Below are 7,635 nucleotides of genomic sequence, written 5' to 3'. Positions count from 1 at the left end.
GTTAGTATAACATAAATACCTATTTAATTGGAATACCAAAAACCCAAATTGTCCTTGACAAAGGGTACACATTATTGACTTCCATCTACCGTTAAAGTATACTTAGGCGGCTAGACTCGAAATCAGGTAGTCCGCAAGGGCTCGTGGGTTCGAATCCCACCGCTTCCGCCAAGTAGACAAACCTATTTTTAACTTAGTTAAAAGTGGGCTTGTCTTTTTTATAGTATCCATCGGTACAAGAAGGAGCGCTCTTATGGGAACAAACGAAGTTATTATACTGAATGATTTCTGTGTAGGCGGTACAACAGAAATGCTCGTCTCCCATGCCTGATTCCTAGCACAAGGAAAATACTATTACCCGATCCTTGACTGCTGGGTAGGTGAAGCGGAATGAAAAAGAGGACTGCCGCGCTCGGCAATCCTCTTTTCCCGTATGTGAATTATCCGTTGTTTCGGACAAGCTTGCCGCCGTTGGCAAGAGCCTCAACTATCAAGCCCACGCCAAGCTGGAAACCGTAAGTAAAGTTTGCAAAGGTGTAATCTGACGACCTTTCAAATTTCATATCGTCCAGCTTTTCAAAGCGCTTCCAATCCTCCGGTAAAAGTATTTTTTTGAAATACTCTGTTTCGTCAATGATTTTACGGGTAAGCTCCCTGTATTTCGGGCCTTCGCATGTAATCACTTCTCTGGGGTAAATCTCCCCGTCATAAAGCTGTTGCAGGAGGTTTTTAGCCATTGATAATTCCCTCCGCTTCTTTCATTAGGTCCATAGTCAACAACATGCCAAGGGTGAACGCATAGGAGAAAAGATTATCTTCCTCGGCACTGGAAAGCTGCATGTGCAGGCTTGACATTTCCTGAAACCGCTCACAATCGTCCAGTGCCGACGTGAGCTTTTCCAAGTTATCATGCTTCAAACGTGCGGTCTGCACAAAGGGGGAATTCTGTTCGTACCTTCTGGAATCCGTCTGGATATTGCCGCAGTACAATTCTTCTAAAATGCTTTGCATGAAAACCATCCTTTCATTGTTGCTTTCCACAATGCCTTGAATGGAATTGCCGCGCATGGTATAATATTTACGCTGCAAGTGTCATCCGGCATTTGTCGGCTGGGAAGTGGCGTATTGCTTTCAAGGGTGCGCGCCGCTTCCTTTCATTTTTTGTTAAGGTCGTCGTGTACTTTATCAATTCCTTTTCGCACAACATCAGAACGGGTCGTGTTCATTTTTTTCGCGCATTCATCAAGTTTTTCTATTGACCTGTTATCGAGACGCACGCGGAACATTGTGTGTTTGGAATTGGGTGATACTGGACGACCTGTTTTCTTTTGCGACATATCAGCCCTCCTTCCTGTCGCTACTATAATTATATTCATGTAGCGACAGGAAGTTAATGCCATATGCAGAATTTATCTGGTGTGCCACAACAGGGTGAGAGTGCGCGGGTTAGGACGCGACAGGGGCGCTTTCGGTAGCGAGGGCGGCGGCTTGCCGCTCTGTCTTGCGTTTCTCGTTGTACTTGCGGTCGTATTCCTGCTGTTTATTCTGGTACAGGCACTCTTGCTGCTACCGTTTTTACGCCGGTCTTCCTCCTGCTTAGCAAGAACGGTGGGGCGATGGCCGGTTGCGGGACAATGAACGGAAGCGGAATATAACCTGATCCGTTTCCCCGGCGCGGAATACGTTTTTACGAGAACAACCGCATTCTAGCTATAGACTACAGAACGAGCAGCATGAAATAAATTCTTGCAAATTGTACACAATAATGCTATAATGATGTACATGAAGGGAGGAAACAATCATGCCCCAAATAAGACCGATAACTGATTTGAGAAATACCAATGAAATTTCTGACTTGGCCCATGCCAAGAAAGAACCTATATTCATAACAAAAAACGGCTACGGTGATTTAGTTGTTATGAGCATTGAAACCTTTGATTCCATGCTGGAGGATCGTGAACTCGACGCAGCTATTGCGGAAGCCGAAGCCGAGTATACTGCCGAGGATCAGCTTATAGATGCAAGGGAAGCTTTGTCGCGCTTAAAGAGGAAGCATTTTGGAAAATAAATATTCAGTAAAATTACTGCCTCGTGCATACCGCGATTTGGATGGCATATATACCTACATCGCTGAAACGCTGATAGAGCCAGGCATCGCTGCTAAATTGGTTGACTCGCTTGAAGAAGCTATTTTCAGCTTGGAAAGTATGCCTCAGCGCGGAGCGTTAAGAAAAACAGGTGCTTATACCAATAAGGGATATCGCCAGCTTTTCGTAGGTAATTTTACTGTAGTATACCGTGTTGCTGAAGCGAAAAAAAGGGTTCTTGTTGTTACAATACGATATTCAAAAAGCCAGTTTTAAGAGGCCGATGCTAGCACCTTGCTAACAAATATCCGGAAAATATTCTTTTCTGGGACATATTATCTATTTTGGGGCATCGGTATGTTTTTCAGTCCCCCTATAATGACCCGGATAGCGACGTTCCTTAGTTTTCAAATATCAATGTCCGATTATTCATTCCTTATACTTTTGGTTGCAGTTGGGATGATGAAAACATTAGGGGTAAAAAAAGCAACGTTAGAAATTAGGGTATGTATATGGTACCTATTCTTGTTATTAGAATGCACTATAACAATTCTTATGGTAAACTGTCTTATAGCTGTTAGTTGTAGAGCAGCTTGTTTTTATTCTATTTTGTGTCACATCACTTGACAAGTTGGATATAAGCCGCAACGGTATCAAGCACAGAAACATCCGCGACTTTCTTTTGTCTTCTGATTGGAGCTAATTTTGCAAAGAATTCTCTGCCTTTCAACGAAAGCTATTGATCATTAAAAACGCAAAATCCAAGAAACAATCGACCAGGAACTGACCGTTGACCGCGCACTTGATACATACCTGAAAAAAGGGATACAGCCGTGAATGGATCAACCAACGTTTGCAGGCGATCCACCGTTTGCTTTGCTTAAGAAGCTGTACATATAGAAAGCGTATAGCGGATTTGCATACTTAATCAGCTTTCGCACCATAAAGCTGATTAGAATCAATCAAAATTGAAATGTCCATTTTTACCACTACTGCCAGCGTGACGTTGGACCCAAACGACATGGGTTCAGCGTTATTCTTTTGTTTTGCGCCCGGTAACGGGGGCATCTATATTCACCTAACTTTGCAGAAATTTTAGTTAGTAAAAGATGCCATGTGGTTAAACCCGCATGGTATCAGCCTTTGTGGGGTATTCGCCTCCTCTGATTTTTGGTTTTAACTTGTCAAAAATTAGAGGAAAGTGGCTTAACCATGCGGCTTGCTACTTTTTTGCTATGTTATATATACTATGACAGGGCATATACGGTCATATTAATTAGCGTTTTGTCCTGAACGTTATTTGAGTTGACACTTTACAGGAAATATTAAGTTGTGTTTAGCCCCAAAATATGAAATAACATCAAAGCAAATGAGAGTCTCTATTGATATTTAGCACATAAAGTCTTTGTCTTTAGTAGTATATAACATGGAAAGGTATGGCGGTTCATCTATAAATCATAGGGTAATAATGCATTTACATATTTTACTATTAAATAAAATATAATAAGAATTTTTTAGTAGGGATGGAGATGTAATATGGAAAATTTAATTTCGCCACCTGTAACAGGTGGTTTGGAATCTATTGTAGGTATCGGCCTGGGCAGTTATCACTCCGATGTGACGAGAAGAGCTATTGAAAATGCAGGCGGACTCAGAGGCATTATTAAAGAAAACGATACTGTAGTAATTAAGCCTAACCTGGTAAAGCAATCGTTGCCGGAAGAAGGCATAGTCACTGATTATAGAGTTGTGCAAGAAATAGTTAATATAGTAAAAGAATGTGGTGCAGGAAAAATAGTTATAGCAGAGGCAACACCTTTTGGTAATATATTTGACTTGGTAAATTATCACAAAATATCTGGTGCTATTTTGTTTGATATGAATGAATGCGATGAAGAAAGCTGTTATAAACTTAGAGCAAAAAATAGTTTAACCAAGGAAGCATTGTTTATCCCTAAATTATATATGGATGCGGATGTTGTGATTGGAGCTGCAAAATTAAAGACACATTTTGAATATGATGCTGCTGTTTCATTAAGCCTTAAAAATTCCATGGGGGTGCCTCCAACCAAATTTTATGGCGCAGAGTATTATGGTGAAGACTATAAGGAAAAGCTTCATCTTATGGGACTTAAAGAAGTAATCGTTGATCTGAATAAGATAAGGAAACCGGATTTTGTGGTAATAGATGGGATTATAGGAGGGGAGGGCTATGGACCTTTGAAGGTCAGACCTATTCAATCCAATGTTGTGATGGCGGGAATAGATCCTGTTGCCGTAGATACGGTAGCATTAAGTTTTATGGGTTTTACGGTGAATGAAGTACCCCATGTCCAGCTTGCGTCCAGAGAGGGTTTGGGTATATCAGATTTAAGTAAAATCAAAATTATTGGGGCAGATTTGAATCTAATAAAAATGAAATTTCAAAGGGCCTAAATAATAAAATATGAATAGCCAAAGATTGTACGATTTATCTTCTATCGGAACCCTTTTATATATGTTGTATCAGGCCTATGGTATAATTAATGTCATTATAAGAAGATAAACATGAAACGGCAAGAACTCGACATGCTTGATGATGAAAAGACCCTATGGATATGTGTCGGGCCGATCATCAGGAAAGTACGAGGGAAAGACCTGGGGAAAAAGTCACAGGCCATTATGCAGTTAAATAATGGGCAGCGAGCGTTGTTCCTGTTTCAAGTGCTATATGGGCATGCCAATAATGGCATTGCCCATTTTTTGATCAGATTTCTTATTTGGCGGATAGGCTGGACATATGGTCGGCCCTTAAATATAAGTATCTAATTTGTTTTTAGTTCTTGCTTGCCAAAAAAACAAGCGTCACATCATAACCTTGGCAATAAATATTGTTTGCTAAACGCTGTTTTGGAAGCGCCCGATTGTAAAATATCGACCGCTTCCAGCGTTCATTTATTCCATCCTTTCTTCCGAGATTCTTGGACTCTAAAATATCCTCCCAACACTTTAAAGTATTTCTACATACCCTTCCGCTCCGTTTATCCGGATCCGCTGTCCGTCTTTAATCAGCCTGGTAGCGTTTTCCACGCCTACAACTGCAGGCAAGCCGTATTCTCTGGCAACTACAGAACCGTGGGTCATCATCCCACCCACTTCCGACACTAAGCCTTTTATGGATACAAACACCGGTGTCCAACTGGGGTCGGTAAATGTAGTGACCAAAATATCGCCTTCCTCTATATCGGCATCCTCCATTCTTAGAATGACCCGTGCCCGGCCTTCAACGGTTCCGGATGAAGCAGGTATGCCCGCCAAAGCACCTTTCGGGATGTTACCGGTATTGTATTCACCGGATATAACCTCGCCCTCAGAGGTCATTATACGGGGAGGTGTTAATTTTTCATAGACCTCGTATTCCTCTTTTCGCGACCTTATGATGCTGTAATCCAGCCGGTTTGTACGAACGGCCTCCCGGAGTTCCTCAAAAGACAGATAGTAGATATCCTCCTTCTCCCGGATAACCCCCTTTTGCACGAGCTTAACGGCCTCCTTCAGCAGGGCCTGCTTGATGATCCAGTAACGCCCAATCATCAAGTACTTTGGGTATTCCCGGTAGCCGGTGAAATTGCGCAACCGGCTGATCATCTTCCTTGTCTTTTCGGCCTTTTGTTTTCCACCGGGCAGCTGTTCCAAGCGGGTTAGGAGATCTTCTTCCTTCTGCTTCGCTTCCCGCAGGCCCTGCTCAAATATAACGTTATGAGCACCCGGCTCAAAGTTTTTGATGTTGCTGAGAATCATGGGGACGAGGGCGGTCGGCTGTTCGCTGAAGCGGGGCCTGGTAATATCAATCTCGCCGGAACAACGCATGCCGTATTTTTCAAGATACGTCCGTATGGCTTGACTGACAGCATTGCCGCCTTCCAACTTGGCTAAGTCTTCAAAAAAAGTCGCGTCATTGGCGTGTCTGAAATACTCCATCACCGCCGGATATTGCCGGACGACGTCCGCTACATCCAACAGCTTAAGCCCCATTTCAGATGTAACGTTGTCCACTACCGATTGGGAAAGGGAATCTGCCGCGCTCTTTTCACCCAGCCACTTTTTCATTTTCTTATTAAGCCAACTCACTGCATATACTCCGACATAAATCGCCGCCATACCTTGTGGGTTATACATGGCTTCTTTTAATTGCTTATGAGCCTCTATAATAAAGGCAAACAGTTCGTCACCGGACAGGTTTGCAATCCCTTGCCGCAGGTCTCTGATAGACGCCTCATTCCGGGATATCAGAGCTTGAACGAGTCTTCCGTCGTTGCTGCGGTATATCTTGATAAACTGAACGGGCAGCGCCCATGAGAAATACCCTGAACCCATACTGAAGGCTCTTTTACCGCGGGACAATGATTTCATAAAGGCTTTTCGCTTCATTAAGCTCTTGATTGCGTTATCCATGAGAGGATCGACTTTGCCCGCAGCCATGAGTACAATCTTTTGTCCCGTGGGAGAAGCCAAATCGTGCGCCAGATCGATGAACAACCTTCCGCCGGCCTGAATTAGGGGAAACTCGTCAGACAATAGCTTAAAAAAGGATAACCCCAATGGTTTCATGGCATCGGTCATCATCTGCTGATGGCCGAAAGACATATACACATGGTTTTTCCCATCCTGTGCGTCCGGTATGGGGTAAAGGGTGGTGATGGGGCGGCTCTGGACGATAAAGAATTTATTTTCATACAGGCACCACTCGATATCCTGCGGACGGCCCAAATAGGCCTCGATCGTTCTGCCCATGCGTTCAAGCTGTAAAATCTGTTCGTCTGTCAGCGTCTGCCTATTCTGACGTTCGTCTTCGATCTTCTTCTCCTCTGTTCCTCCTTCTTTTAAGGCATAGATAGCCAGCTTCTTAGTGGATATCTTCTTATCCACGATTCTGCCGTCACGTACCTTATAGATATCTGCGTTTACCAGTCCGGAGACCAGAGCTTCACCGAGCCCAAAGCTTGCATCGATGGATGCAAGCTTCCTGTTGGAAGTGATGGGGTCGGCAGTGAACATGATCCCTGCCGCCTCCGGGAAAACCATCCGCTGGATGACCACAGACAGCTGGACCTTACGGTGATCGAAGCTGTTTTGGATGCGGTAGGTCACGGCACGGTCGGTAAACAGCGATGCCCAGCACTTGCTGATATGGCTCAGGATGGCGTCCTTTCCGATGATGTTTAGATACGTATCCTGTTGTCCCGCAAAGGAGGCCGTGGGCAGATCCTCCGCTGTGGCGCTGGAACGTACGGCGTAGGCATTTTTTTCACCAAGTTGGTCAAGATGAGGGGTAATCTCCTTAGCGATGCCTTGTGGAATAGTGATTTCTTCGATGACCTTGCGGATTTTGGCGCTGATTTCACCGATACCTTCCCTGTTGTCTACTTTTAGAAGAGACAAATGATCCAGCAGTGAATGAAATTCCCCGTTATTCCCAATAATTTCTTTATACTAAAATGCACCCTATAGAATAGACAGTAGCAGTTTTCAAATACCCTTTGTTTCGGACAGGTGTGTTTTAAAAATC

Annotated in this window: 8 protein-coding genes; 3 read left to right on the top strand and 5 right to left on the bottom strand. The window is 43.6% G+C overall.

Annotated features, from left to right (window positions below; genetic code table 11):
- Nucleotides 1–440: 440 nt before the first annotated feature.
- The 3 genes from A4E54_RS09345 to A4E54_RS09335 form a co-directional block, all read right to left on the bottom strand.
- Complete coding sequence (locus A4E54_RS09345; protein ID WP_286725790.1) at nt 441–737, bottom strand: DUF6809 family protein; 297 nt, start codon at nt 735–737, stop codon at nt 441–443.
- A complete protein-coding gene (locus tag A4E54_RS09340) occupies nt 730–1,089 on the bottom strand; it encodes a DUF6809 family protein (RefSeq protein ID WP_286725788.1) in 360 nt (119 codons plus the stop codon). Before A4E54_RS09340 ends, A4E54_RS09345 begins: the two co-directional genes overlap by 8 nt.
- Nucleotides 1,090–1,154: 65 nt before the next feature.
- A complete protein-coding gene (locus A4E54_RS09335; RefSeq protein ID WP_286725787.1) occupies nt 1,155–1,337 on the bottom strand; it encodes a ribbon-helix-helix domain-containing protein in 183 nt (60 codons plus the stop codon).
- A 464-nt stretch (nt 1,338–1,801) separates the two neighbouring features.
- On the opposite strand from A4E54_RS09335, the gene A4E54_RS09330 reads away from it, so the two are divergent.
- The gene (locus A4E54_RS09330; RefSeq protein ID WP_286725785.1) at nt 1,802–2,068 is read left to right on the top strand and encodes a type II toxin-antitoxin system Phd/YefM family antitoxin; all 267 of its coding nucleotides are present in this window, start codon (nt 1,802–1,804) and stop codon (nt 2,066–2,068) included.
- Nucleotides 2,058–2,363 carry a type II toxin-antitoxin system RelE/ParE family toxin gene (locus A4E54_RS09325; RefSeq protein WP_286725784.1) on the top strand — a complete coding sequence of 102 codons (306 nt, stop codon included), beginning with the start codon at nt 2,058–2,060 and terminating at the stop codon, nt 2,361–2,363. The genes A4E54_RS09330 and A4E54_RS09325 overlap by 11 nt, the downstream gene beginning before the upstream one ends.
- A 648-nt stretch (nt 2,364–3,011) precedes the next feature.
- Here the strand turns inward: A4E54_RS09325 and A4E54_RS09320 are convergent.
- Nucleotides 3,012–3,155, bottom strand: a complete 144-nt coding sequence (locus tag A4E54_RS09320; RefSeq protein WP_286725783.1) for a hypothetical protein — start codon at nt 3,153–3,155, stop codon at nt 3,012–3,014.
- 468 nt (nt 3,156–3,623) lie between these two features.
- On the opposite strand from A4E54_RS09320, the gene A4E54_RS09315 reads away from it, so the two are divergent.
- A complete protein-coding gene (locus A4E54_RS09315; protein ID WP_286725781.1) occupies nt 3,624–4,523 on the top strand; it encodes a DUF362 domain-containing protein in 900 nt (299 codons plus the stop codon).
- Nucleotides 4,524–5,075: 552 nt separating this feature from the next.
- Here A4E54_RS09315 and ppsA read toward each other — a convergent pair.
- Complete coding sequence (gene ppsA / locus A4E54_RS09310; protein WP_502687933.1) at nt 5,076–7,508, bottom strand: phosphoenolpyruvate synthase; 2,433 nt, start codon at nt 7,506–7,508, stop codon at nt 5,076–5,078.
- Between the last annotated feature and the right edge of the window lie 127 nt (nt 7,509–7,635).

It is taken from the genome of Pelotomaculum sp. PtaB.Bin117 (assembly GCF_002067195.1).
In the GTDB taxonomy this organism is placed as follows: Bacteria; Bacillota; Desulfotomaculia; order Desulfotomaculales; family Pelotomaculaceae; genus Pelotomaculum_D; species Pelotomaculum_D terephthalicicum.
This window is presented reverse-complemented; position numbering and strand designations above follow the sequence as displayed.

Coding starts and splice junctions, on each gene's coding strand:
- A4E54_RS09330 (WP_286725785.1), top strand. CDS start 1,802: ATGCCCCAAATAAGACCGATAACTGATTTGAGAAATACCAATGAAATT.
- A4E54_RS09335 (WP_286725787.1), bottom strand. CDS start 1,337: ATGTCGCAAAAGAAAACAGGTCGTCCAGTATCACCCAATTCCAAACAC.
- A4E54_RS09345 (WP_286725790.1), bottom strand. CDS start 737: ATGGCTAAAAACCTCCTGCAACAGCTTTATGACGGGGAGATTTACCCC.
- A4E54_RS09315 (WP_286725781.1), top strand. CDS start 3,624: ATGGAAAATTTAATTTCGCCACCTGTAACAGGTGGTTTGGAATCTATT.
- A4E54_RS09320 (WP_286725783.1), bottom strand. CDS start 3,155: ATGCCCCCGTTACCGGGCGCAAAACAAAAGAATAACGCTGAACCCATG.